The sequence below is a fragment of the Jiangella alkaliphila genome, from assembly GCF_900105925.1.
In the GTDB taxonomy this organism is placed as follows: domain Bacteria; phylum Actinomycetota; class Actinomycetes; order Jiangellales; family Jiangellaceae; genus Jiangella; species Jiangella alkaliphila.
The window spans coordinates 3,845,314-3,869,223 of sequence record NZ_LT629791.1; the positions used below are offsets into that span (position 1 = coordinate 3,845,314).

The following is a 23,910-nucleotide window of genomic DNA, read 5'->3' on the forward strand; positions in this document are numbered from 1 at the left end:
TCAGAGGCGTTCGGTGGGCAGGACGGTCTCCTTGGCCTCCCCGCCGGACGCCTCGACCAGGTAGCCCTGCGCGTCGTCGCGCTCGGCGTAGACGCCGGCCGGCTCGGTCCCGCGGTACAGCACGCCGGCGCCGTCGTCGGTGGCGAGCGACGCGGGCAACTCGCCGCTCGCGACCATGCGGTGCAGCACCGGGCGGCGCTGCTCCTCGGAGTCGTAGTGGACGCCGTTGCCATACGGCAGCAGCGCCAGCCCGTCGGTGACGGCGCGCAGTTCCGGGCCGAACGAGTCGGTGGGGCCGCCGACGTGCCAGCAGATCGATCCGGCCGACACCCCGGCCAGGACGACGCCGGCCGCCCAGGCCTCGCGCATGACGTCGTCCAGGCCGTGCAGGCGCCACATCGCCAGCAGCCCGGCCACCGAGCCGCCGCCGACCCACAGCACGTCCTGCGCCAGCACGTGCGCCCGCAGGTCGTCGACGTTCGGCATCGAGAACAGGCTCAGGTGCGACACGTCGACCGACCAGCCGGCGAACGCGGCGTAGGTGCGCTGCACGTAGAGCACGCTGTCGCCGGACGCCGTCGCCAGGAAGCACAGCTTCGGCCGGTCAGCGCCGGTGAGTCGCAGCGCCAACTGCGCCAGCGCGGTCGGGCGGAAGTTGCCGCGGGCGTCGTAGGCGAACCCGCCGCTGGTGGCGAGGACGGTCGGCGTGCGGGTCATCGGGTCTCCTGGTCGGGGACGAGCCGGGTGGCGCGCCGCCGACGGTACCCGACGATCAGGGCGACGATCACGACCGCCGCGAGCACCACCGTCGCGGCCGCCAGCGGCGCCGCCGACGCCACCGTCGCGGCGCCCCAGAGCACGCTCAGCCCGCCGACGGTCCAGATGACCGCCCACAGCGCCGACCCGACGAGCATCGCCGCCAGGTAGCGGCCGAACGGCATGCGCGTGGCGCCGGCGACCGCGTTGACCGCCGTCTGCACGCCGATGGTCAGGAACGACAGCGTGACGGCGACCGGCCCGTAGCGGGCGACGACGTGTTCGGCCCGGGCCAGCCGGTCGCGGCCGAGGCGGTCGCCCCAGCGCGACCGCGCGATTCCCGTCCCCGCGGCCCGGCCCAGCCAGTAGGTCGCCTGGGCGCGCGCGACCACGATGCCGAACATCACGGCGATGCCGAGCCAGAGCGGCAGCCCGAACGGGCTGTCGGGTGCGGCGAGCGGCGTGACCGCGTCCATGTCAGGGATCGTAGTCACTGGCCGGCGAGCTCCCGCAGGGCTCCTGCGCGGGCCGGGAATCGGTGTCCTGACAAGGCTGTGACACGGCCGATGCGGCATCCGGGCGCGAGGTTTGCAACGATAAGCGGATGCAGGGTCTCGAGACTCCCGCGGGATACACGGTTACCCGCCGCCTCGGCTCCGACGCGTCGGCCATGTACCTCGCGCGAGAGGACGCGACCGGTGCGTCCGTCACCCTGCGTCTCGTGGGGCAGGTGGGCCCCCAGGTACGCGACCGGCTGCGGCTGGCGGCGCACGCCCTGCGTGCGGTCGACCACCCCCACGTCATCCCGTTCCTCGACGTCGTCGACGGGCCGGCCGGCATCGTCGTCATCCTGGGCGCGGCCGAGGGCGGCAGCCTGGCCGGCATCATCGGCGCCCGCGGCGTGCTGCCGGCCGGCGAGGTCGTCACGGCGTGCGCGCCGATCGCCGAAGGGCTGGCCGAGATCCACCGGCGCGGCATCGTCCACGGCGACCTCACCCTCGACGACATCGTCTTCAGCCTCGACGGCCGGCCCATGGTCGCCGGCGTCGGCCTGGTGCAGACCGGTGTCCCGCTGCGGGTCGGCCAGCGGGCGCGTCCGGTGCCGCCGGAGGTCCAGGCCGGGTCGCCGCCAGGCCCCCCGGCCGACGTGTACGGGCTGGTCACGGCCGCGGTGGTGGCACTGACGGGGTACCTGCCGTCCATGCGGCTGGCGCTGCCCGCCGTCGCGCCGGCCACCCAGGCGCTGCTGGCCAGCGCGCTCGACCCGGTGCCCAACCGGCGCCCCCCGGTCAGCAGCATCGGCAACGTCTTCTTCGCCGTGGCCGACCCCGCGCCGGTCGAGCTCGTCCTCGAGGAGAACCACGCGACGACCGGCACCATGCGGCCCGTCCTGGACGCCCCCGTCATGAGCGCCGACGACGACGTCGCGGCCTTCATGCGCCGCTCGACCGCCACCGGCCGCCGGGCCCGTCGTCGTTCCGAGTCCGCCGACCAGCGCGAGTCGCCCGAGGCGCTGGCGTCGGGGGCCGTGGGCGGCCTGGCCGGCGGCGCGGGTGCCGGCACGACGGTGCCGGGCGGGGCGGGCGCCAGCCCGACGGCGCCCACCGGCCCGATCCGCAGCCCGCGACGCGGCCGGCGCGGCCAGAGCGGCCGGAGCGACGAGCCGCCGCCCGCTGGCCCCTCGCGCGGCGGCATCGACGACGGCGTCAACGTCCCCGTCCCCGGCGGCGTGCTGCCCGACGAACGCCGCCCCGACCAGCGCTCCGCCCGCCGCCCGAACCGTCGTGCGGCCGAAGCGGCGGCGGCGCCTCCACCGGCGGCGAAGGAGTCCCGGCGCGGCGGCGGCCGCGGCGCCCCGCCCCCCGTCCACGACGACGAGGACACCGGCGCACCGAAACGCAAGGACCGCCTCTGGATCGTCAGCACCCTGGTGGCGTTGCTGCTGGTCGCGGGCGTGGGCATCGTCGGCTGGCGCATCTTCGGCGACGACACGCCGACCGACGGCCCGGGCAGCGGCTCCAGCCCCGACCAGTCCGCGGCGTCGACCGACCTCTGCGGCGGCCCGCAGCCCGCGCCCACCGTCCCGCCGCCCACCGTCACCGACTGGACCCAGGAGGTGCAGCGGCTGTACACGCTGCGGGCGCAGGCGTTCGAGGAGAGCGAGCCCGAGCTGCTCTGCCAGGTGCACGCCCCGACCAACCCCACCCTCACCGAGGACGCCGAGCTGCTCCAGGACTACGACGACGCCGGCGTCCACACCGAAGGGCTGATCTTCGAGGTGGTCAACGCCGAGCTCGTGACCCTGGAGGGCGGCCGGGCGACGGTGACGATCACCCAGCGGACCCCGCCCTACACGCTCGTCCACGACGACGGCGAGGTGGAGCAGGAGATGGAAGGGTTCGAGGAGCAGACCTGGGAGGCGGACCTCATCGCGGTCGCCAACGAGGACGGCACGAGCTCCTGGCGGTTCGGCTAGTCAGTCGGGCCGCCGCGCCCTCGTTCTCACAGCATCAGGGGGCCTTCCGGAAAGTGGCCAGGCTTTCGGGCCCGCTGTCTGTTCGCTCTCCGCTGGCCGCCTCTGGCCCCACCCGTTCCATGATCATCAAAGTTTCGGGGCGTCGGGGCGCACCGTTTCTTTGATGATCATGGAACGAGGTGTGGGTGAGCGCTCTCCGGCGGGCTGGTGGGGCACCTCGCTCGCTTGGGGTGCACCTCACTCGCCTGGGGACCGTACTGGGATCGGTTCGGGGCCTGGTGCGGTACTTCTGGCGGGTGAGGTGCACCTGCGGCGGGTGAAGATCCCCCGCAGGCGGCCAGCGGAGGGTGACCAACAGCGGAGTCGGTCGCCGGAACGCCACCCAGGAAGGGCGAGGGCCAGCGGAGCGAGCCCTCAAGCGGGGGCAGAGCCGGGCCCATCTTTGGGGCGGCCCCCCGACAATGGAAGCAGCAGGGGGCTGGCGCAACTCCTCAGAGGGCGGACTTGATCACTGACCGCGCATCTGGGTGCTCGAACCGGAAACCGGCCTCACTGAGCCGGGTGGGTACCATCCGCAGGCTGCCGAGCAGCTCCGACGATGCCTGGCCGATGGCGATCTGGAGGGCGAATCCGGGCACCGGGAGCAGCCTCGGCCGATGCAGCTCGTCGGCCAGTAACCGGCTGAACTCGCCATTCGACACCGGCGCCGGACAGGACACGTTGTACGGGCCCACGCAGCCGTGCTGCTCGATGAGGAACCGTAACGCCCGCACCGTGTCGCTCAGCGAGACAGGGCTCCAGAACTGCTCGCCGTTGCCGAAGTGGCCGCCCAGGCCGAGGCGGAACAGCGGCAGCAGCGGCTTCAGCGCCCCGCCACCCGGCCCGATCACGAGGCCGAAGCGCGGATGGCAGACGGCGATGTCGGCGGCGCGGGCGGGGGCGGCGGCGTGCTCCCAGTCCTGGCACAGGCCGGCGAGGAAGCCGTCGCCGGGGCCGGACTCCTCGTCGAGGAGCTCGCGGCCGCGGTCGGGGCCGTAGTAGCCCATCGCGGAGGCGCTGACGAACACGCGCGGCCGGGCGGCCAGGCCGGTCAGGGCCGACGCAAGCACCGTCGTCGAGCGGATGCGGCTGTGGTGCAGTCGCTTCTTGAACCGGCGGGTCCAGCGGTGCGAGCCGACGTTGATCCCGCCCAGGTGCACCACGGCCTCGACACCAACGAGACGGGCGAGGGGGACCCGGCCCTGCTCGGGGTCCCACTGCGCCTCGTTCGGCGCGGCCGGGGCGTGCCGGACCAGCCGCACGACATCGTGACCGGCGGAGCGCAGCCCGGCGACCAGCGCCGTGCCGATGAAACCGCTCGACCCCGCAACCGCGACCCGCACGGGGGCTAGAGGCCGAGGTCGGCCTCGAACCGGCCGCCCTCGAGCCGCTTCTTCACCGTCGTCAGGAACCGGGCGGCGTCGGCGCCGTCGACCAGCCGGTGGTCGTAGCTCAGCGCGAAGTACACCATGTGCCGGACGGCGATCGTCTCGCCCAGGTTGGGGTCGTCGATGACCATCGGACGCTTGACGACGGCGCCGGTGCCGAGGATCGCGACCTGCGGCTGGAAGAAGATCGGCGTGTCGAACAGCGCGCCGCGGCTGCCGGTGTTGGTCAGCGTGAACGTGCCGCCGGTGATCTCGTCAGGCGTCAGCTTGCCGGTGCGCGCCTTCTCGGCCACCTCGGCGATCTTGCGCGCCAGCCCGGCGATGTTGAGGTCGCCGGCGTCCTTGACGACGGGCACCAGCAGGCCCGCCTCGGTGTCGACGGCGATGACGAGGTTCTCGCGGTCGTGGTAGGTGACCTCGCCCTTCTCGACGTCGATCGAGGCGTTGATCTTGGGGTGCTGCTTGAGCGCCTCGACCGCGGCCTTCGCGAAGAACGGCAGGAACGACAGCTTCACGCCCTCGCGCTGGGCGAAGTCGGCCTTGAGGCGGTCGCGCAGCCGGGCCAGCGTCGTGATGTCGATCTCGACGACGCTGGTGAGCTGCGCGGTCTCTTGCAGCGACTCGTGCACGCGCTTGGCGATGACCTTGCGCATGCGGGTCAGCTTCTCGGTGGTGCCCCGCAGCGGCGACGGCTCGACCGACTCGGGCGCCGCGGCCGGCTGGGCGGCCGGAGCGGCCGCGGACGGGGCCGGCTGCGCGGCGGCGGCCTTGGCGGCCTCGGCCGCGGCGAGCACGTCCTGCTTGCGGACCCGGCCGCCGATGCCGCTGCCCTGGACGGTGCCGAGGTCGACGCCGTGCTCGGCGGCGAGCTTGCGGACCAGCGGGGTGACGTACGGGGTGCCGTTGCCGGACGGCGCCGCGGCGGGCGCGGCCGGCGCCGGCGGCGCCTGGGTGGCGGTCGCCTGCGGGCCCGCGGTCTGCGGCGCCTGGGGGACGGCGGCGGGCGTGGGCGTCGCGGCCGGTGCGGGGGCCGCGGCCGGAGCCTCCTGAGCCGGTGCGGGCGCCGGTGCGGCGGCGGCCGGCTGGGCCGCGGGCGCGCCACCCGCGACGCCGACCAGCGCGAGCACCGCGCCGACCTCGACGGTCTCGTCCTCGGCGACCTTGATCTCGAGCAGCGTGCCGGCGACCGGCGACGGGATCTCGGTGTCGACCTTGTCGGTGGAGATCTCGAGCAGCGGCTCGTCGACGGCGACGGTGTCGCCCGGCTGCTTGAGCCAGCGGGTGACCGTGCCCTCGGTGACGCTCTCGCCCAGCGCCGGCAGCGTGATCGGCGTGCTCTCGCCGCCCGCGCCGTTGGCGGACGCGGCCGGAGCGGCCTCGGCGGCAGGTGCCTCCGCGGCGGCCGGAGCCTCGGCAGCCGGTGCCTCCTCCTCGGCCGGAGCCTCGGCAGCCGGTGCCTCCTCGGCGGGCGCGGCCTGCTCAGCCGGGGCGGCCTCCTCGGCGGGCGCGGCCTCCTCGGCCGGAGCGGCCGCCTGGTCGCCGCTGCCGCCGTCACCCGTGGACTCGCCCGACTCGCCGATGACCGCCAGCTCGGCGCCGACCTCGACCGTCTCGTCCTCGGCGACCTTGATCTCGAGCAGCGTGCCGGCGACCGGCGACGGGATCTCGGTGTCGACCTTGTCGGTGGAGATCTCGAGCAGCGGCTCGTCGACGGCGACCGTGTCACCCGGCTGCTTGAGCCAGCGGGTCACTGTGCCCTCGGTGACGCTCTCGCCGAGTGCGGGCAAGGTGACGGAGGTTGCCATCGTCTGTCCTCTCGAGTCCTACGTACGGTCGTCGCTACAAGGCCGAGGCAAGCTTATGCCCCGGCAGGTCAGCCGTGGACGTGCAACGGCTTGCCGGCCAGCGCCATGTGCGCCTCGCCCAGCGCCTCGCTCTGCGTCGGGTGCGGGTGGACGAGCTGGGCCACCTCGTCGGGCAGCGCCTCCCAGTTGTAGATGAGCTGCGCCTCGGCGATGAGCTCGCCGACCCGGGCGCCCACCAGGTGCACACCGATGACCGGACCGTCCTTCTCGCGGACCAGCTTGGCGTGGCCCTGGGTGCGCAGGATCTGGCTCTTGCCGTTGCCGGCGAGGTTGTACTCGAGGGTCACGACCTTGTCGTCGCCCAGCCGCTCCTTGGCCTGCGCCTCGGTGAGGCCGACGGAGGCGACCTCGGGGTCGCAGTAGGTGACCTTGGGGATGCCGAGGTCGTCGACGGGGACCGGGTTGAGCCCGGCGATCTCCTCGGCGACGAAGATGCCGTGCGCGAAGCCGCGGTGGGCCAGTTGCAGGCCGGGGACGATGTCGCCGACGGCGTAGACGTTCGGCACGCCGGTGCGCAGCCGCTCGTCGGTGACGACGAAGCCGCGGTCGAGCGTGACGCCGTTCTCCTCGTACCCCAGACCCTCGGTGACCGGGCCGCGTCCGACGGCGACCAGCAGCACCTCGGCCTCGATCTTCTCGCCGTTCTCCAGCGACACGGTGACGCCGCCGTCGCGGGTCTCGACGCCGGCGAACCGGACGCCGGTCTTGAAGCCGATGCCGCGCTTGCGGAAGGTCCGCTCGACCACCTTGGACGACGCCTCGTCCTCGGCCGGGACCAGCCGGGGCAGCGCCTCGACGATGGTGACGTCGGCGCCGAACGAGCGCCACACGCTGGCGAACTCGACGCCGATGACGCCGCCGCCCAGCACGACCGCCGACGACGGCACGCGGTCCAGCGTCAGCGCCTCGTAGCTGCTGATGACGCGGGTGCCGTCGATCTCCAGCCCGGGCAGCGAGCGGGACCGCGACCCCGTGGCCAGGATGATGTTGCGGCCTTCGTAGCGGGCGCCGGCGACCTCGACGGCGTTGGGCGCGACCAGCTTGCCCTCGCCCTCGATGAACGTCACCTTGTTCGCCTTCACCAGGCCCTGCAGGCCCTTGTACAGCCGCGCGACGATGCCGTCCTTGTAGGAGTTGACGCCCGGCATGTCGATGCCCTCGAACGAGGTCTTGACGCCGAACTGCTCGCTCTCGCGGGAGTTGTCAGCGACCTCGGCGGCGTGCAGCAGCGCCTTGGTGGGGATGCAGCCGTAGTGCAGGCAGGTGCCGCCGACTTTGTCCTTCTCGATCAGCGCGACGTTCATGCCCAGCTCGCTGGCGCGGAACGCCGCGGCGTAGCCGCCGCTCCCGCCGCCCAGGATGATGACGTCGAAACCGGCAGTGTCGGCCACGGTGGTGCTCCTCGATGTGTCGTCAGGTCGTTTTCAGCGTCAACAGCATCCTTCCATTCGCTGTTCCGACACCATTCACCGGACCGGGACGTTGCACTGTGAGCAGGTAGTGTCGCGATACGGTCCTGGATTCCACCAGGCGGACGGACTCGGAGGTCGAACGATGGGGTTGTTCCGGCGACGGCGGAAGAGCGCCGAAGGCAGCTTGGACCGCGCTGCCGACTCCGCCGACGTCAAGCACCTCGAGGAGTTCGCCCGGACCCGCCGCGGCGTCGAGGCGTTCGTCGAGCCGCCGACGACCATGACCGCCACCACCGTCGTCTTCGTCGCGCACGACGGCGAGTGGACCCGCCGCCGCGTCCGCGACGCCGCCGCGGCGCACGGGCTGGCCCGCAAGCTCGGCATCCCGGCCTACGACGCGCAGGTGGTCGGCTACCCGCAGCGCATGCGCGACTGGAACCGCAAGAACGGCGGCCGCGGCGCCTGAGCGCGCACGACCGCCGTCCTGGAAGAAGCCGTCAGAGGGCGCCGTCGGCGACGTCCTCGACCAGCCGCACCAGCGTGCGGACGGCCGCGCCGGTGCCGCCCTTCGGGGTGTAGCCGTGCGCCTTGTCGCTGAACGCCGGCCCGGCGATGTCGAGGTGCGCCCAGCCGATGCCGTCGGCGACGAACTCCTGCAGGAACAGCCCGGCCTGCAGCGCGCCGCCCCAGCGGTCGCCGATGTTGGCGATGTCGGCGATGGGGGAGTCGAGCTTCTCGCGCAGCTCCACCGGCAGCGGCAGCGGCCACATGGCCTCGCCGGACCGGCCTGCGACGTCGTGGATCTTCGCGCCGAGGTCGTCGTCGTTGGCCATGATGCCGGACACCCGCTTGCCCAGCGCGACGACGGCCGCGCCGGTCAGCGTCGCGACGTCGATGATGAGGTCGGGCTCGTCCTCGGCGGCGCGGACGATGCCGTCGGCCAGCACCAGGCGGCCCTCGGCGTCGGTGTTGAGCACCTCGACGGTCTTGCCGCCGTAGATCGTGATGACGTCGGACGGGCGCTGGGCGCTGCCCGACGGCATGTTCTCGGCCATGGCGGCGTACGCCGTGACGGCGACCTTGGTGCCGAGCTGGGCGATGGCGTGCACGGCGGCGACGACGGCAGCGGCGCCGCTCATGTCGCTCTTCATCTCCACCATGCTGTCGGCCGGCTTGAGCGACAGGCCGCCGGAGTCGAACGTGATGCCCTTGCCGACGAACGCGACATGCTTCTTCGCCCGGGACGGGCGGTAGGCGACGCGGACCAGCCGCGGCGGGTTGGCCGAGCCCTGGCCGACGCCGATGAGGCCGCCGTAGCCGCCCTTGGCCAGCGCCTTCTCGTCGAGCACCTCGATGTCGAGCTTCGCGCTCCTGGCCAGCTTGGTGGCGGCGTCGGCGAACGTGGCCGGGGTGAGGTCGCGCGGCGGGATGTTGACCCAGTCGCGGGCGCGGTTGACGGCGGCGGCGACGGTCTCGGCGCGGGTGACGGCCTCCTTGACGCCCTTGGCCTTGACGCCGGGGCCGATCAGCGTGACCGACTCGACCGGCGTGGTCGGGTCGCCGCTCTTGTACTGGTCGAACGTGTAGGCGCCGAGCGCGATGCCCTCGGCGACGGCGGCGGCGTCGGCCTCGTCGAGCACCGGCAGCGCGACGGCCGCTGACTGCTGGCCGGCCAGGGCGCGGGCGGCGGCCCCGGCGGCGCGGCGCAGCGACTCGTGCCGCGCCGGCGTGCCGGCCTCGGCGAGCGGTCCGGTCCCGACGGCGACCAGCAGGCCGGCCTTCGCGGCGCCCATCGCCGGCAGCTTCGTGACCTCGTCGGCCTTCCCGGTGGCGCCGAGCTGCCCGAGCAGCCGCGCCAGCGAGCCCTTCAGGGCCTTGTCGAGGGTTTCGCTGCCCGGCAGCAGGACGACGTCGCCGTCGCCCGGGGCCACACCCACGACGACGGCGTCTACCTTGAGGCCGGTCGGGGCGGCGGAGGACAGGGCAATGCTGGTCACGGTTCTCCTGACGTCGCTCGTTTCAGACGATTCCGCCCGATGCTACCGCCGGGTCACCGTCCTGCCGTCTCGCGGTGCGAACACCGTCAGCGCCTCGGCGTCGGAGTGGACGGTGCGCGCGTACGCGTCCGCCCACGCTCGCGCGCCGGGGTAAGCGCTCGCCGCGACGACGGCGTCGGCCAGGGCGTCCGGGTCGACCGCCGTGCGCCGCAGCGTCACGACGCCGTCGCGCAGCAGCGCCCAGTGCGGGCCAGGCCGTCCGTACGGCATGCCGACGCTGCCCGGGTTGACCACCAACCGGCGGTCGACCAGCCGCTGGAACGGCATGTGGGTGTGGCCGCAGACAACCGTCCGCACGTCGCCGGGCACCGTCGACAGCACCTCGGCCCACCGCTCCAGCGAGCTGTCGACCAGCACCACCTCGTCGTCGTCGCGGGGCGTGCCGTGGCAGAACGACACCGGCCCGAAGCCGTCGACGTCCAGCGTGACGGGGTGCGGCAGCGCGGCCAGCAGGTCGACCTGGTCCGGCCGCAACTGCCGCCCGGCCCAGTCGGAGACGTCGATGCCGGACGTCCCGCCGCGCGCGACCGCGACCAGCTCGCGGTCGGCGTTGCCGCGCACCCAGGTGACGCGGTCGCCGAGCGAGACCAGCAGGTCCAGCGTCTCGACGGGGAGAGGGCCGGCAGCGATGTCGCCGGTCAGCACGATCCGCTCGGCGGCTCTGACGTCCGGCTCGGCGAGGACGGCTTCGAGGGCGGGCAGGGCGCCGTGGACGTCGGACAGCACGGCGACGGACGCGACCATCCCCCGATCGTGCCACCCCGCCCGTTGATCTTGGAGTAACCGCGGGATTCATCGGACATTCCGGGCCGGATCTCCGCGGTTACTCCAAGATCAACAAGAGCGGGCCGGCTGGTGGGCGGCCGCGCGCCGTCGGCCCCGTAGGGTGTGGCCGTGACGACCGACGACCTCGCCAGGACCTCCCTGTACGACCGCCACGTGGCGCTGGGCGCCAAGTTCGCCGAGTTCGGCGGCTGGTCGATGCCGCTGCAGTACACCGGCATCGTCGACGAGCACACCGCCGTGCGCGAGCGGGCCGGGCTGTTCGACGTCAGCCACCTCGGCAAGGCGTCGGTCACGGGGCCGGGCGCGCGGGCGTTCGTCGACGCGTGCCTCACCAACGCGCTGGACAAGATCGGCCCGGGGCAGGCGCAGTACACGCTGTGCTGCGACGAGTCCGGGGGAGTGGTCGACGACCTCATCGTGTACCTGCGCGCCGACGACGACCTGCTGCTGGTGCCCAACGCCGCCAACAACGCCGAGGTGGTCCGGCGGCTCGCGGCGGCCGCGCCCGAAGGCGTCGAGGTGCGCGACCGGCACCGCGACTTCGCCGTCCTCGCCGTCCAGGGACCGCACAGCGACGAGGTGCTGGCGGCGCTCGGCCTGCCCACGGGGCACCCCTACATGTCGTTCGCCGAGACCACGCACGACGGCGTCGCGCTCACCGTCTGCCGCACCGGCTACACCGGCGAGCGCGGCTACGAGCTGCTGGTTCCGTGGGACGACGCCGGGACGGTGTGGGACGCGCTGCTGGCGGCCGGCGAGCCGTACGACATCGCGCCGGCCGGCCTGGGCGCCCGCGACACGCTGCGCACCGAGATGGGCTACCCACTGCACGGCCAGGACCTCTCGCTGGACATCTCGCCGGTGCAGGCGCGGGCCGGCTGGGCGGTCGGCTGGTCCAAGCCGGCGTTCTGGGGCCGCGACGCGCTGGTGGCGGAGAAGGCGGCCGGCCCGGCCCGCCGGCTGCAGGGCCTCAAGGCGCGCGGCCGGGGCATCCCGCGTCCGGGCATGACGGTGACGGCCGGCGGCGCGCCCGCCGGCACCGTCACGTCGGGGACGTTCTCGCCGACGCTCAAGCAGGGCATCGGCCTGGCGCTGCTGCCGCCCGACATCGCCGAGGGCACCGAGGTGCAGGTCGACGTGCGCGGCCGGGCCGAGGCGTTCGAGGTCGTGCGGCCGCCGTTCGTCCAGCCGTCGACGAAGGAGGGCTGACCCGCCGGTGTCCGCCCAGGTGATCGTGCTGAACGGCGGCTCGAGCTCGGGGAAGTCCGGCATCGTCCGCTGCCTGCAGGCCGTGCTGCCCGACCCGTGGCTGGCGGTGGGCGTCGACGTGCTGGTCGACGCGATGCCGCCGGCGCTGCGGACGCCCGGCGACGGCATCACGTTCGGCTCCGGCGCCGAGATCGGCGTCGGGCCGGCGTTCCGCGAGCTGCAGGGCGCCTGGATCACCGGCGTCGCCGCGATGGCCCGGGCCGGCGCGCGGATCGTCGTCGACGACGTGTTCCTGGGCGGCGCGGACTCGCAGCAGGAGTGGCGCGTCCGGCTCGACGGCCTGCGGGTGCTCTGGGTCGGCGTGCGCTGCGACGCGGCGGTGGCGGCGGACCGCGAGCTCGCCCGTGGCGACCGCGTTGCCGGCATGGCGGCGACCCAGGCCGAGCTGGTGCACCGCGGCGTCGCCTACGACCTCGAGGTCGACACCACGCACACCGAGGCCATGGCGTGCGCGCGCGTCATCGCCGCGCGCGCTGCCTGACGGCGCCGCCGTCAGCCCTCGGCGACCTCCAGCCGCCGCGGCGCCGTCCGCAGCGGCGAGAGCCAGCCGACGATCGCGGCGACGACCAGCGACAGCTGGCACACCATGACCGCCACGTCGGTGTCGACGGTGCCGGCCAGCGCTCCGGCGGCGACCGCGCCCAGCGGGTAGCCGACGCCGAAGGTGGCCATGCGCCCGGCCGTCATGACGCGGCTCATCAGCGGCTCCGGCGTCACCTGCTGGCGCAGCGTCACCGAGATGGTCGCGATGACGAGGTACATCAGCGACCAGCCGGCGATCGCCAGCGCGCCGGTCACCCAGCTCTCCGCCAGTGCGACGGCGACCCCGGCGAGGGCCGCGAACGGCAGCACGAGCAGCGCCGACCGCGCCCCGCCGAAACGGTGCATGAGCCGTGGCATCAGGATGCTGCCGACGACGGCGCCGATGCCCCACGCGCCGAACAGCAGGCCCAGCCGCCAGTCGCCCTCCTGGACGCCCAGCGAGCGGTCGGCCCAGACGACGAGGATGGCCATCAGTGAGCCGGCGCTGAACGCCACCAGGACCCCGATGACGATCATCACCCGGATGATCTCGTGCCGCAGGATGAACCGGGTGCCCTCGGCCACGGCCGACAGCCGCATCGTGCTCGCGCGGTCCCGCTTGCCGGACAGCGGCCGGACGATGCTGCGGATGAGCAGCGCCGACGCGAGGAACGTCAGCACATCGATGGCGATGATCGACGCGGGGGAGATGACGACGATGAGCGCGCCGGCCAGCATCGGCACCACGGTCTCGGCGACCGTGCTCCCGCCGGCCACCAGCGCGTTCGCCGACGGCAGCCGCTCCCTGCCGACCAGACTGGGCAGCGCGCCCTGGTTGGCGGCGTCGAAGAAGACGTAGATGGTGCCCACGACGAACGCCGCGACCAGCACGTGACCGGCGGTCAGCGCATCGAACCAGAACGCGATCGGGACGGTGGCCAGCGACAACGCCGCCAGCAGGTCGGCGCCGACCATCATCAGGCGCCGGTTGACATGGTCGGCCATCGCGCCGGCGACCAGGCCGAACACGAGGTACGGCAGGGCCTCGGCGACGACCACCAGCGACGTCCACGTGGCCGAGGCGGTGATGCCGTAGATGAGGACCGGCATGGCGATGAACGTCACCGCCGAGCCGGTCAACGAAACGATGCGCGCCGCAACGTACCGGAAGACGTCCGGGTCGCTGAGCAGGCGCTGGCGCCTTGCGGGCGCTGAACTACCCACGTCGATGAACTCCCGCCCCCCGCGAACTGAACTTTACGCGGAAGGCAACAGCATGACGCGTCTCTTGTCAAGGCGCTCACTGGCGCGTCGCGGCGCTCGTCAAGCCCGCTTCGGAGGCTATACCGAGGGCGCGTCGTTGCCGTCCCCTGCGCGGCAACGACGCACCCTTGTACCCGTCAAGACAGCGCAGGCGCCGAGTCATGACGTGCGGTTCCATGTGACCTGGGTCACAATCGGGGCCGGGCGTCGCCCCGTGGCCGCCGGACCGTACTGTCGGGGCGAGTGAGGGCGTCGATCGGGAGGCGAAGATGAGCTGGACGTGGCGGTTCCTGGCACCGGACGGTGGCACCGCGCCGGGCGTGGACGACGGCACGGGGCGCACCGACGCCGGATTCCCGACCCAGTCCGACGCCGAGAGCTGGCTGGGCGAGCACTGGCGCGGGCTGGTCGAGGCCGGCGTCGACTCGGTGGTGCTGGTCGAGGACGGCCGCGATGTCTACGGCCCGATGAGCCTCGCCCCGCCTGACTGACGGCGCGCGGCGGCCGGCGGCGGGCCGGTCCGGTGTGGTCCGGCCCGCCGCGGGCTCGCCACCCAGGTGGGCGTCAGTACTTCGGCGACCGCTTGGCCGTCTCGGCCGGGTCGCGCACGACGGCGTCGCCGAGGACGTCGTCGATCGCCTTCAGCAGGTCGGGCTCCAGCGTGACGCCGCTGGCCGCGACGTTCTCGACGACCTGCTCCGGCCGCGACGCGCCGACGATGGCGGCCGCGACGTTGGAGTTCTGCAGCACCCACGCGACCGCCAGCTGGGCCGGCGAGAGCCCGGCCTGCTCGGCCAGCGGCTGCAGGTTCTGAACCCGGGTGAGGATGTCGTCAGTCAGCAGGCGCCGGCCGATGTCGGACCCGCCGCTGGTCATGGCGCCGCGGGTGCCCTCGGGTGCGGCCTGCCCGGGCCGGTACTTGCCGGTGAGCACGCCCTGGGCGATGGGGGAGAAGACGATCTGCGAGACGCCGACGTCCTCCGACGCCGGGACCACCTCGGACTCGACGACCCGCCACAGCATCGAGTACTCGGGCTGGTTGGAGACGAACGGGATGCGCAGCTCGCGGGCCAGCGCGTGGCCCTGACGGATCTGCTCGCCGGTCCACTCCGAGACGCCGACGTACAGCACCTTGCCGGCCCGGACGAGGTCGGCGAACGCCTCCATCGTCTCCTCCAGCGGCGTGCTCGCGTCCCACCGGTGCGCCTGGTAGAGGTCGACATAGTCGACGCCGAGGCGGCGCAGCGAGTTGTCGATGGACTCGTGCAGGTGCTTGCGCGACAGTCCGCGGTCGTTCGGGCCGTCGTGACCGGCCGGCCAGAACACCTTGGTGAAGATCTCCAGCGACTCGCGCCGGATGCCGGCCAGCGCCCGCCCGAGGACCTCCTCGGCGCGGCCGCCGGCGTAGACGTCGGCGGTGTCGAACGTCGTGATGCCGGCGTCGAGGGCCGCGCGCACGCAGGCGACGGCGGTGTCGTCCTGCACCTGGGAGCCGTGGGTGATCCAGTTGCCGTACGCGATCTCACTGATCTTGAGGCCGGATCGGCCGAGGGTGCGAAATTCCATGCACGTGAATCTATCGGCTCATGCCGAGGCGGCGTCGTCCAGGTTCTTGGTGAAGAAGCGGCTGAACTCGGCCTCACTGTAGTAGCCGTACGGGTCGGTGGGCGTGTAGCCGCTGGACTGGTACAGCGCCATCGCCTCGGGCTGCTTGAGTCCGGTCTCGAGGACGACGCTGGTGTAGCCGGCCCGCACCGCGTGCGCCTCGAGCTCGGCCAGCAGCCGGCGGGCGTGGCCGCCGCCGCGGTGCTCGTGGGCGACGTACATCCGCTTGATCTCGGCCACGCCGTCGCCGTGCTTGCGGAAGCCGCCGGTGGCGACCGGCTCGTTGCCGACGAAGCCGACGAGGAACAGGCCCTCGGGCGGGGTGAACTCCTCGGGGAAGATCGGGCCCTCGTCGGGGTCGCCGTAGCGCTCGGCGTAGTCCAGCTGCAGCTCGCTCTCCAGCGCCCGCACCACGGGGTCGGCGTAGCGCAGCGCGCGGATGAACAGGCCGGTGTCGTCGCGATCGGCCGTGGGCGCCGTGCTCACACGAGCGTCCCGGGCTTGACCTGCGGCTTGGGCAGCCGAAGCCGCCGGAGCTGGGTGGTGCGGGTGATGGCGTACAGCACGTGTCCCTTCCCGGGGTCGTCGGGGAAGCGCTTTCGCACCTCACGCTTCACCCGGACCCCGAGAATCGTCAAGTCCACGATGAGCAGGACCATGACGCCGAGCCAGATGATGGTGGACGCGAGCTGGACGACCGGGACGCCGATCAGGCTGGTCAGCAGGATGACCAGGATGAGCGGCAGGAAGAACTCGGCCACCGTGCGCCGGGAGTCGACGTAGTTGCGGACGAACCGCCGCACCTCGCCCTGGTCGCGGCCGAGGTAGTGCTTCTCGTCGCCGGTGTTCATCGCCTGGCGCGTGCGGGCGCGTTCCTCACGCATGCGCTCGCGGTCGCGGCGCATGGCCTCACGCCGATTCAGCGCGGGCCGGACCCGCTGCTTGCGGGCCTTCTCGGCCTCCGAACGCTTGGGCGTCGGGCGGCCTTTTCGGGCCGGGCGGAGGTCGTCGTCCGCGGCGCCTTCGGCGGGGACGTCGGCGGTCTCGGGAGTAGTTCGGCGACGGAACACGTCTACCAGGGTAGGACAGTTCTCCCACCGGCCCTGCCACGCCGACGCACTACGCCGTAGGGTTGGGTGGAAACACTGTGTGTGGCAGTGCTAACCAGCTCGAGAAAGGGATACCTGGCCTCATGGGGATCCTCCAGCGAATGTCCATGATCTTCCGGGCGAAGGCCGAGAAGGCGCTCGACCGCGCCGAGGACCCCCGGGAGACACTCGATTACTCGTACAAGAAGCAGCTGGAGCTGCTTCAGAAGGTGCGCCGCGGCGTGGCCGACGTCGCCACCAGCCGCAAGCGCATCGAGGTCCAGATGACGCAGCTGCAGGGCCAGTCGGGCAAGCTGCAGGAGCAGGCGCAGAAGGCGCTGGGGCTCGGCCGCGAGGACCTCGCCCGCGAGGCTCTCACCCGCCGGTCCGGGCTGCAGAACCAGATCACCGACCTGCAGACGCAGCACCAGTCGCTGCAGGGCGAGGAAGAGAAGCTCACTCTCGCCGCGCAGCGCCTGCAGGCCAAGGTCGAGTCCTTCCGCACGAAGAAGGAGACCATCAAGGCCAGCTACACCGCCGCCGAGGCGCAGACGCGCATCGGTGAGGCCTTCAGCGGCATCTCCGAGGAGATGAGCGACGTCGGCCTCGCGGTCCAGCGCGCCGAGGACAAGACGGCGAACATGCAGGCACGGGCCGGCGCCATCGACGAGCTGCTGGCGTCGGGCGCGCTCGAGGACCCCACCGGCACGTCGAAGGACGACATCAGCGTCGAGCTCGACCGCCTGGCGTCCACCAGCGACGTCGAGTTGGAGCTGTCGCGGATGAAGCAGGAGATCACCGGTGGCGCCGAGCCGCCGAAGCAGCTCGAGGGCAACGGCGCGGCACCGGCGGCCGAGGCGGCGGAGCCGCAGCGGCAGCGCGAGGAGGGCCAGCTGTGATCATCCGCATCATGGGTGAGGGCCAGTTCGAGGTCGACGACACCCACCTCGACGAGCTCAACCGTCTCGACGACGCGCTGGGCGAGGCCATCGACGGCGGCGACGACGACGCGTTCCGCGTGGCGTTGAAGTCGCTCCTCGACGAGGTCCGCCGGGCGGGCACCGCGGTCGCCGACGACGTCCTGGTCGACAGCGACCTGGTGCTCCCGTACGACGAGGCGCACATCGACGAGGTCCGCGAGCTGCTCACCGAAGAGGGCCTGGTGCCTTCGGAGCCTCCGGCCAAGTGACCCGGAGGGTGATGCAAGACCGATGGGCGATGGGGGGCCGAAGGTCTCCCTGAGTCCTCGGTTCGTCGTGCTCCTTGCATCACCCGACATCAATGGCTGTCGGTCGGGGCTGGGTGGGCCCACCGGGCTCGCCCGGCCCGGCGCGGGAACCGCTGGGCCGCTCCCGGCGTTTCCCCAGTGGGCGTGGTTTCGCCCGTCGCAGGTAGGAGAGGAAGCACGTTGGCTCGCTCGAGGTTCGCCCCGGATCGGGGGCTCTCGTTCCGGATGGGCATGACCATGGTCGTCCTGGCTCTGCTCTACGTCGTGTTGATCGGCGCCATCTCCTACGGCACGGGGGCCATCTGGCTCGGCGTGCTCATCGGCCTGGGCGTGCTGTGGGGGCAGTGGTACTTCTCCGACAAGCTGGCCCTGTCGGGCATGGGGGCGCGCGAGGTCTCGGCGGCCGAGGAGCCCGCGCTGCACGCCATGATCGACCGGCTGTGCGCGCTGGCCGACATGCCGAAGCCGCGGGTCGCGGTGTCCGACACCGACCTGCCCAACGCGTTCGCCGCCGGCCGCAGCCCCGAGCGGGCCGTCGTCTGCGTCACCCGGGGCATCCAGCGCCGCCTCGACGAGCGCGAGCTCGAGGCCGTCCTGTCGCACGAGCTGTCCCACGTCGCGCACCGCGACGTCCTGGTCATGACGGTGGCGTCGGTGGTCGGTGTGCTGGCCGGCTTCCTGACCAAGATGCTGCTCTGGTCCGGCCTGGGCAACAACCGCGGCGGCAACAACAACGCGGCCATCATGGTGCTGATCGTCACGGTCGTGGCGGCCGTGGTCTACGGCGTCAGCTTCGTGCTGACCCGGCTGCTCTCGCGCTACCGCGAGTTGGCCGCCGACCGCGCCGGCGCCATCCTGACCGGTCAGCCGTCGGCCCTGGCCAGTGCGCTGACCAAGATCTCCGGCGAGATGGCGCAGATCCCGCGTAAGGACCTACGCGCCGCCGAGCCGTACAACGCGTTCTTCTTCGTGCCGGCGCTGACCGGCAAGATCGACATCGCGTCCCTCTTCGCCTCGCACCCGCCGCTGGAGAAGCGGCTCGCACAGCTCAGCCGCATCTCCGTCGAGCTGGGCCGGGAGTGACTACGTGGGCATCCTCGACGCCATCTTCGGGCGTACCAAGCAGGTCCAGCCGAACCTCGACGCCCTGTTCGCGCTGCCCACGGCGGCGCTGACGCTGGAGGCGTCGGCGCAGATGCACCCCACCGGGGTGGGCGCGGTGTGCTTCCGCCAGGTCGAGGGCGGCCCGTTCGCCCGGCTGAAGGCCGACGTCACCACGCTGCTCGGCGGCGCCGAGCCGGAAGAGGTGCACGACGACTTCGGCTACACCTGGCTGGTGGTGAAGCGCGAGCCGGCGCAGATGTCCGAGCTGTGCACCGACCTCCACGCGGTGAACTCCACCCTCGAGGAGGCCGGGTTCGGGCCGTCGCTGCTGTGCACCACCATCGGGCTGCGGTCCGAGGACGGCCGCGGGCTGGCGCTGGTCTACCTGTACAAGCGCGGCACGTTCTACCCGTTCGCGCCGGTCGACGCGCGGCGGCAGGACCGCGACAACGCCCTGGAGCTGCAGGTGCGCGCGCTGGTCAGCGGCGACCTCCCGATCGAGCCCGACGTCGCCCGCTGGTTCCCCGTCTGGGGCGCCCCCGGCGTCTGACCGCCTGCGCGAACCGGCCGGCGGTGCCGGGTCAGTGGTCGTGGCCGTGCCGGCCGAGGGTCTGCTCGGGGGTGGCACCGGGGCGGGTCCACTGCGCAACGGGCCGGCTGGCCGGGCCCCAGGCCGCGGTCCCGTCGGCGTCCGAGCGCCAGTACCAGCACGCGTCGCTTCCTTCGGGCCAGCCCTCGGGGTGGTCCTGCCACGCCTCGCCGCGACCGTACGGCGTCAGGTCGAGCAGGGCGAAGGAGCCGTTGGCCGGCTCGGTGCCGCGGCCCGTCGTGGAGTAGGTGAGGAAGACGCGGTGGCCGTCGCGCAGGAAGCAGGCGAAGTAGCCCATCGGGCCGCCCACCGGCGCGTCCACGTCGCGCACCGAGTACCAGGGCTGGGTGTAGCCCATGAACTCGACGTAGCCGGCCACCTCGTCCCACCGTCCCGTGGTGAGGATCGCGAACGAGACGCCGCGCGCGTTGAGGTAGACGGCGTCCTTCAGGTGCCAGGCCGCGTAGGTGCAACCCTCGCACTGCCCCTGGTGCGGCGCCCCGTCCCACCACATGTGCTTGTAGACCACGAGCTCGTCGCGGCCCTGGAACAGGTCAAGGAACGGGACCGGTCCGTCGGGTCCGGTGACCTCGGCCGTCCCGTCGAACTCGACCATCGGCAGCCGGCGGCGGGCCGCGGCGATGGCGTCGCCCTCGCGGGTGTGCGCCTTCTCCCGGACCAGCAGCTCGTCGCGGGCGGCCTGCCAGGTGGCGAGGTCGACGACGGGCGGGCGGCCGGGCAGGGCGGTGGCCGGGTCGGCGGGCGTGCTCATGGCGTCCTCCGTGGTGTCACGTGTGGGTCACCAGAACAGACCCGCGACCCGGCCGGAACTCATCGCGGCGGGAGCGGTCCGCGGGGGTCGTCAGTCCTTGACGGCGCCGCTGCCGGGCAGCGCGAGCATGCGGTCCAGCGCCACCCGCGCCCAGTGGGCGGTGTCGTCGTCGACCTCGATGCGGTTGACGACGCGGCCCTCGACCAGGTTCTCCAGCGTCCACACCAGGTGCGGGAGGTCGATGCGGTTCATCGTGGCGCAGAAGCACACCGTCTTCTCCAGGAAGACGACCGTCTTGTCGGGGTGCTCGGCGGCCAGCCGCTTGACCAGGTTGAGCTCGGTGCCGATGGCCCAGGCCGAGCCGGCCGGGGCGGCGGCGATGGTCTTGATGATGTACTCCGTCGACCCGACGTAGTCGGCGCCGACGACGACCTCGTGCTGGCACTCGGGGTGCACGAGCACGTTGACGCCGGGGATGCGGGCGCGGACGTCGGCCACCGACTCGGAGGTGAACCGGCCGTGCACCGAGCAGTGCCCCTTCCAGAGCAGCATCTTCGCCGCGCGCAGCTGCTCGTCGGTGACGCCGAAGCCCGGCTTGTGCGGGTCGATCACCACGCAGTCGTCCAGCGACAGGCCCAGCTGCAGGACGGCGGTGTTGCGGCCCAGGTGCTGGTCGGGCAGGAACAGCACTTTCTCGCCCTGCTCGAACGCCCACTCCAGCGCCTGGAGGGCGTTGCTGGAGGTGCAGACGGCGCCGCCGTTGCGGCCGCAGAACGACTTGATGTCGGCGGAGGAGTTCATGTACGTGATCGGGACGGTGCCGCCCGCCACGCCGGCCTCCTCGAGCCGCGCCCACGCGTCCTCGACCTGCAGGATGCGGGCCATGTCGGCCATCGAGCAGCCGGCCGCGAGGTCGGGCAGGACGACCTGCTGGTGATCGCTGGTCAGGATGTCGGCGGACTCGGCCATGAAGTGCACGCCGCAGAAGACGATGTAGTCGGCCTCGGGGCGGGCGGCGGCGTCGCGGGCGAGCTTGAAGGAGTCGCCGGTGACGTCGGCGAACTGGATGACCTCGTCGCGCTGGTAGTGGTGCCCCAGGATGAACGCGCGGTCGCCCAGCGCGGCGCGGGCCTTGCGGGCGCGCTCGACCAGGTCGGGGTCGCTGGCGGCGGGGAGGTCGCCGGGACACTCCACGCCGCGTTCGCTCTGCGGGTCGGCGCCACGGCCGAGCAGGAGCAGCGGGACGGGTGTCGACGGGGTCTGGGTCACAGTCACGGCTCGTCAGCCTTTCTCCGGCAGTCGGCGCCAACGACGTCGTGGGCGTAGCGACCGCGTCGCCTCGGCGCTCGTGACAACACACGCCGTACTCACAATCGTCCCTCACTTTGCTTCCGTCGCGCTGCGGAAGAAGCGGGGGGCTCAACCGAATGCACTGGACGGAACGTACGGCGCGGGCGGTCGCATGTGCCGTAAGGCCAGGTAGGCGTCCTGGTCGAGGCGCAGACCTGCGGCGAGTCCGACGTCGATGGCCCACTCCTGGTCGGATGTGAGATTCCGCACGTCGGCGGGCGAGCCGGGCGCCGTCCGGGCCAGCGCCGCCCACAGCAGCCGCTGCGCGACAGCCCGGTTCGTCGCCGCCAGCCGCGTCACGCCCCAGTCGGCCAGGAACGCGTAGCCGCTGGCGGTGAACAGGTCGCAGACCAGCAGCGTGCTGTGCGCCATGACGAAGGCGTGGTCGGGCCGGTGCGTGGCCCCGCGCACCCGCCGGTCCACGGAGTCGACGAGGTCGAGGTCGGCCGCGGTGCCCACACGGACGCCGTCGACGGCGGGCAGGGAGGCCCGGTCGACGACGCCGGTGAGCCGCATGGTCGGGTGCAGCGTGAACCCGGCCCGCCGGTACCGCCGCAGCGCCTGCGGGTCCGGCCGCGACGTCACCAGGCCGCGCAGGCAGCCGGCGCCGTAGTCGATCGCGGCGCCGAGCAGCGCGGTGCCGATGCCGCGGCTCTGGTGATCGGGGTGGACGGCGTACGTCGACAGCACCCACAGCAGGTCGCGGCGCAACGCCACCGCCACGCCATTGATCGAGCCGGCTTCGCCGGAGGCGCCCGGGCCGGCGGCATCGGCCGCCCCGTCGCCGCCGTCGTCGGCCACCCAGCAGCCGCCCGGGTCGGTCGTCAGCAGGTGCCGGATGCGGTCGCACCAGCGGCGCCGCCGGTCGTCGGTCCGGTCGGCGCCGTACGCGAGCGCCGTCAGCCGCTCCGCCGCGTCGACGTCCTCGGGTCGCATCGGCCGGATCCGCATGCCCCCACATCACCAGGTCCGGCGCCGGAGCACCAGGGGAGTCAGCGCGCCGGGCCCATCTCGTCGCGGTCGAAGATGACCTCGCCGCGGACGTAGGTCGTGTGCACCCGCAGGTCGGAGTCCAGGACGACGATGTCGGCCATGCGGCCGGGGGTGAGCCGGCCGCGGTCGGCCAGGCCGAGCGACTCGGCGGGCACGGCGGAGGCCATCCGCAGCGCGTCGGACAGCGAGATGCCGCCGTCGCGGACGACGGTGCGCACCGCGTCGCCGACCCGGGTGAGGCTGCCGGCGAGGGTCCCGGTCGGCGTCCGCACCGCGTTCTCGGTGACCTCGACCTCGGTGCCGTCCCAGCGCCGTTGCCGCCCGAGCGGCAGGCCGGAGGTGTCGCACCCGTCGCTGACCAGCATGAGCCGCTCCCAGCCGGCGACGTCGAGGGCGAACCGGAGCATCTCCGGCGCCACATGGACGCCGTCGCCGATCAGCTCGCAGCGCACCCGCGGATCGGTCAGCAGCGCCGGCACCGGGCCGGGCTCACGGTGGTGGACCGGCGGCAGCGCGTTGAACAGGTGCGCCGCGCGGTCCAGCCCGCGCCCGATGGCGGCCTTGGCCTGCTGGTACGAGGCTCCAGAGTGGCCGAGCGACGGGTGCACGCCGGCGTCGGCGAGCCGGGCGACGGTGTCCATGCCGTCGGGCAGTTCGGGCGCGAGCGTGACCACCTGGATGGCGCCGTCGCCGGCCTCGAGCAGGGCGTCGACGGCCGCCGCGGACGGAAGCCGCAGGTGCTCGCGCCGGTGCGCGCCGTGCTGGGCCGGCGCGAGGAACGGCCCCTCGACGTGGATGCCCAGCAGCTCGATGCCCAGCCCGCCGGCCAGTCGGCCGCGCAGCGAGGCCAGCCCGGCCAGCGTCTGGTGCAGCTGGGTGGCCTCGACGCTCGCGGTGGTCGCCAGGCAGGCGGTGACGCCGCCGGCCGCCAGCCAGCGGGAGATGCGGGTGCCGGCCGCGGCGTCGGCGGTCATGAAGTTCGCGCCCAGGCCGCCGTGGACGTGGGTGTCGACGAAGCCCGGCGCGACGATGCGGCCGGTGACGTCGTGGACGATGTCGACCCGGACGGCGTCGGTGGGATCGGTCCCCGCGGGGACCTCACCGGCGGCGATGGTCTGGATGACGCCGTTGCCGAACACCACGGTGCCCGGAGCCAGCCGGCCGTCGGACCACAGCAGCGTCCCGCCGGTCAGTGCCGTGCGCACCGGCCGGGCCGGCCGCTTCGGCCGGTCGTCGGGGTCGGGATGGTCGCCCGGCGACGGCACTCCTCCGCCCGGGGCCGTCACGGCACACCTCCAAGCCGCCCGGCGAAGCCGGCGGCGACCACGTCGTCTGCCCCAGACCGCAC

24 protein-coding genes are annotated in these 23,910 nt (G+C 73.1%); 9 read left to right on the forward strand and 15 right to left on the reverse strand.

The genetic code is table 11. From position 1 onward, the window contains the following. Positions 1-717 carry a Type 1 glutamine amidotransferase-like domain-containing protein gene (locus BLV05_RS17505; protein ID WP_046770656.1) on the reverse strand — a complete coding sequence of 239 codons (717 nt, stop codon included), beginning with the start codon at positions 715-717 and terminating at the stop codon, positions 1-3. Continuing rightward, complete coding sequence (locus tag BLV05_RS17510) at positions 714-1,232, reverse strand: DedA family protein (protein ID WP_046770655.1); 519 nt, start codon at positions 1,230-1,232, stop codon at positions 714-716. The genes BLV05_RS17505 and BLV05_RS17510 overlap by 4 nt, the downstream gene beginning before the upstream one ends. Before the next feature lie 128 nt (positions 1,233-1,360). Here BLV05_RS17510 and BLV05_RS17515 point away from each other — a divergent pair, with 128 nt between their 5' ends. Beyond that, the gene (locus tag BLV05_RS17515; RefSeq protein ID WP_046770654.1) at positions 1,361-3,232 is read left to right on the forward strand and encodes a serine/threonine protein kinase; all 1,872 of its coding nucleotides are present in this window, start codon (positions 1,361-1,363) and stop codon (positions 3,230-3,232) included. A gap of 491 nt (positions 3,233-3,723) precedes the next feature. Here the strand turns inward: BLV05_RS17515 and BLV05_RS17520 are convergent, their stop codons facing one another. The 3 genes from BLV05_RS17520 to lpdA form a co-directional block, all read right to left on the reverse strand. Beyond that, positions 3,724-4,614 (reverse strand): TIGR01777 family oxidoreductase, encoded by an 891-nt coding sequence (locus BLV05_RS17520; protein ID WP_046770653.1) that lies wholly within the window; start codon positions 4,612-4,614, stop codon positions 3,724-3,726. Positions 4,615-4,619: 5 nt separating this feature from the next. Beyond that, complete coding sequence (sucB, locus tag BLV05_RS17525; protein ID WP_046770652.1) at positions 4,620-6,464, reverse strand: 2-oxoglutarate dehydrogenase, E2 component, dihydrolipoamide succinyltransferase; 1,845 nt, start codon at positions 6,462-6,464, stop codon at positions 4,620-4,622. Positions 6,465-6,532: 68 nt separating this feature from the next. Further along, positions 6,533-7,915, reverse strand: a complete 1,383-nt coding sequence (gene lpdA / locus BLV05_RS17530; protein WP_046770651.1) for a dihydrolipoyl dehydrogenase — start codon at positions 7,913-7,915, stop codon at positions 6,533-6,535. Positions 7,916-8,078: 163 nt separating this feature from the next. Between lpdA and BLV05_RS17535 the strand changes: the two genes are divergently transcribed. Continuing rightward, positions 8,079-8,402: a hypothetical protein gene (locus BLV05_RS17535; protein ID WP_046770650.1), complete on the forward strand. Its 324-nt coding sequence runs from the start codon at positions 8,079-8,081 to the stop codon at positions 8,400-8,402. A 31-nt stretch (positions 8,403-8,433) separates the two neighbouring features. Here the strand turns inward: BLV05_RS17535 and BLV05_RS17540 are convergent, their stop codons facing one another. Both BLV05_RS17540 and BLV05_RS17545 read right to left on the reverse strand, forming a co-directional pair. Then, complete coding sequence (locus BLV05_RS17540; RefSeq protein WP_046770649.1) at positions 8,434-9,933, reverse strand: leucyl aminopeptidase; 1,500 nt, start codon at positions 9,931-9,933, stop codon at positions 8,434-8,436. A gap of 42 nt (positions 9,934-9,975) precedes the next feature. Further along, positions 9,976-10,737 (reverse strand): metallophosphoesterase family protein, encoded by a 762-nt coding sequence (locus BLV05_RS17545; RefSeq protein WP_046770648.1) that lies wholly within the window; start codon positions 10,735-10,737, stop codon positions 9,976-9,978. Positions 10,738-10,881: 144 nt separating this feature from the next. Between BLV05_RS17545 and gcvT the strand changes: the two genes are divergently transcribed. Both gcvT and cpt read left to right on the forward strand, forming a co-directional pair. Then, a complete protein-coding gene (gcvT, locus tag BLV05_RS17550) occupies positions 10,882-11,988 on the forward strand; it encodes a glycine cleavage system aminomethyltransferase GcvT (protein WP_046770647.1) in 1,107 nt (368 codons plus the stop codon). 7 nt (positions 11,989-11,995) lie between these two features. Continuing rightward, positions 11,996-12,529, forward strand: coding sequence for a chloramphenicol phosphotransferase CPT (gene cpt, locus BLV05_RS17555; protein ID WP_063932602.1), 534 nt, complete (start codon positions 11,996-11,998; stop codon positions 12,527-12,529). An 11-nt stretch (positions 12,530-12,540) separates the two neighbouring features. On the opposite strand, the gene BLV05_RS17560 is transcribed toward cpt, so the two are convergent. Further along, positions 12,541-13,794 carry an MFS transporter gene (locus BLV05_RS17560; RefSeq protein ID WP_160312778.1) on the reverse strand — a complete coding sequence of 418 codons (1,254 nt, stop codon included), beginning with the start codon at positions 13,792-13,794 and terminating at the stop codon, positions 12,541-12,543. 308 nt (positions 13,795-14,102) lie between these two features. Here BLV05_RS17560 and BLV05_RS17565 point away from each other — a divergent pair, with 308 nt between their 5' ends. Next, a complete protein-coding gene (locus BLV05_RS17565) occupies positions 14,103-14,324 on the forward strand; it encodes a hypothetical protein (protein WP_046770646.1) in 222 nt (73 codons plus the stop codon). A gap of 73 nt (positions 14,325-14,397) precedes the next feature. Here the strand turns inward: BLV05_RS17565 and BLV05_RS17570 are convergent, their stop codons facing one another. The 3 genes from BLV05_RS17570 to BLV05_RS17580 are packed head-to-tail and all read right to left on the reverse strand — an operon-like array spanning position 14,398 to position 16,508. Further along, positions 14,398-15,399, reverse strand: coding sequence for an aldo/keto reductase family protein (locus BLV05_RS17570; RefSeq protein WP_046770645.1), 1,002 nt, complete (start codon positions 15,397-15,399; stop codon positions 14,398-14,400). A gap of 18 nt (positions 15,400-15,417) precedes the next feature. Continuing rightward, positions 15,418-15,924 carry a GNAT family N-acetyltransferase gene (locus BLV05_RS17575; protein ID WP_231948544.1) on the reverse strand — a complete coding sequence of 169 codons (507 nt, stop codon included), beginning with the start codon at positions 15,922-15,924 and terminating at the stop codon, positions 15,418-15,420. Continuing rightward, positions 15,921-16,508, reverse strand: a complete 588-nt coding sequence (locus BLV05_RS17580) for a DUF3043 domain-containing protein (RefSeq protein ID WP_063932601.1) — start codon at positions 16,506-16,508, stop codon at positions 15,921-15,923. Before BLV05_RS17580 ends, BLV05_RS17575 begins: the two co-directional genes overlap by 4 nt. A gap of 122 nt (positions 16,509-16,630) precedes the next feature. On the opposite strand from BLV05_RS17580, the gene BLV05_RS17585 reads away from it, so the two are divergent. The 4 genes from BLV05_RS17585 (at position 16,631) to pspAB (ending at position 19,408) form a co-directional block, all read left to right on the forward strand. After that, positions 16,631-17,425 carry a PspA/IM30 family protein gene (locus BLV05_RS17585; RefSeq protein ID WP_046770644.1) on the forward strand — a complete coding sequence of 265 codons (795 nt, stop codon included), beginning with the start codon at positions 16,631-16,633 and terminating at the stop codon, positions 17,423-17,425. Beyond that, the gene (gene pspAA, locus BLV05_RS17590) at positions 17,422-17,715 is read left to right on the forward strand and encodes a PspA-associated protein PspAA (RefSeq protein WP_046770643.1); all 294 of its coding nucleotides are present in this window, start codon (positions 17,422-17,424) and stop codon (positions 17,713-17,715) included. The genes BLV05_RS17585 and pspAA overlap by 4 nt, the downstream gene beginning before the upstream one ends. A gap of 219 nt (positions 17,716-17,934) precedes the next feature. Continuing rightward, positions 17,935-18,837, forward strand: a complete 903-nt coding sequence (gene htpX / locus BLV05_RS17595; RefSeq protein ID WP_046770642.1) for a zinc metalloprotease HtpX — start codon at positions 17,935-17,937, stop codon at positions 18,835-18,837. Positions 18,838-18,841: 4 nt separating this feature from the next. Beyond that, a complete protein-coding gene (gene pspAB / locus BLV05_RS17600) occupies positions 18,842-19,408 on the forward strand; it encodes a PspA-associated protein PspAB (protein WP_046770641.1) in 567 nt (188 codons plus the stop codon). 31 nt (positions 19,409-19,439) lie between these two features. On the opposite strand, the gene BLV05_RS17605 is transcribed toward pspAB, so the two are convergent. The 4 genes from BLV05_RS17605 to nagA all read right to left on the reverse strand — a co-directional run bounded on the left by BLV05_RS17605 (position 19,440) and on the right by nagA (position 23,848). Further along, on the reverse strand, positions 19,440-20,219 hold the full coding sequence (locus BLV05_RS17605) for a DUF899 family protein (protein WP_046770640.1): 780 nt from the start codon (positions 20,217-20,219) through the stop codon (positions 19,440-19,442). 90 nt (positions 20,220-20,309) lie between these two features. Continuing rightward, the gene (gene nadA, locus BLV05_RS17610) at positions 20,310-21,494 is read right to left on the reverse strand and encodes a quinolinate synthase NadA (protein WP_046770639.1); all 1,185 of its coding nucleotides are present in this window, start codon (positions 21,492-21,494) and stop codon (positions 20,310-20,312) included. A gap of 144 nt (positions 21,495-21,638) precedes the next feature. Then, positions 21,639-22,520: a GNAT family N-acetyltransferase gene (locus tag BLV05_RS17615; RefSeq protein WP_046770638.1), complete on the reverse strand. Its 882-nt coding sequence runs from the start codon at positions 22,518-22,520 to the stop codon at positions 21,639-21,641. Between the two features lie 41 nt (positions 22,521-22,561). Then, positions 22,562-23,848 carry an N-acetylglucosamine-6-phosphate deacetylase gene (nagA, locus tag BLV05_RS17620; RefSeq protein ID WP_082155513.1) on the reverse strand — a complete coding sequence of 429 codons (1,287 nt, stop codon included), beginning with the start codon at positions 23,846-23,848 and terminating at the stop codon, positions 22,562-22,564. Positions 23,849-23,910 lie beyond the last annotated feature (62 nt).